We start from the raw sequence: 545 nt of genomic DNA, 5'->3' as shown, positions 1-545 counted from the left end.
ACATGATGGTGCTGCAGGGGGACGCGGAATATACGCTGCATTTCAACGAGAGCGATGTCTTGTCCGAAAGCCAGCGCGGCTATGTCGAGGCGCAATTCAAGCTGTTCAACAGCTGGTACGGTGAGTGGAGCAAGCTTCCCGGCGCCGTCGAGACGTACAAGGCCTGAGACCGGCTGCGAACCGTAGGCCTCCAAGGCCTGTCGATGAAACGAGATGCAAATGCAAAAGGCCCCCCTCGGGGGCCTTCAGACTGCTGACAAACCTCTGGCTTTGGCCGGAGGTTTTTGATTCAATGGGACATGTTGAAGAAACCTGGTGCCGAACAGACGGCTCTCGAGATGGTGACGCTCGACAGCCTGGTGCCGAGAGATCATCTGCTTCGCAAGATCGATGCGGTGATCGACTTTACTTTCATCGATGATCGCGTTGCGGGATTGTATTGCGCCGACAACGGCCGGCCGCCGCTCGATCCGACATTGATGTTCAAGGCGCTGTTCATCGGTTATCTTTTCGGCATCCGCTCGGAACGTCAGCTGGTGCGCGAG

The 545-nt window shown here is 57.1% G+C and carries 1 protein-coding gene and 1 pseudogene; both read left to right on the top strand.

Annotated elements, in window-relative coordinates; translation table 11 throughout:
* Positions 1-167, top strand: a pseudogene (locus QD409_RS35670) (dihydrodipicolinate synthase family protein); the annotation flags it as partial.
* Between the two features lie 132 nt (positions 168-299).
* Positions 300-545, top strand: a 246-nt coding sequence (locus QD409_RS35665; protein ID WP_430765073.1) for a transposase, incomplete at its 3' end; no start/stop codon positions are given.

It is taken from the genome of Rhizobium sp. BR 315, assembly GCF_050577975.1.
GTDB classification, from domain to species: domain Bacteria; phylum Pseudomonadota; class Alphaproteobacteria; order Rhizobiales; family Rhizobiaceae; genus Rhizobium; species Rhizobium miluonense.
The sequence above is the reverse complement of the archived record's forward strand: the minus strand, read 5'-3'. Positions and strand labels throughout refer to the sequence as shown.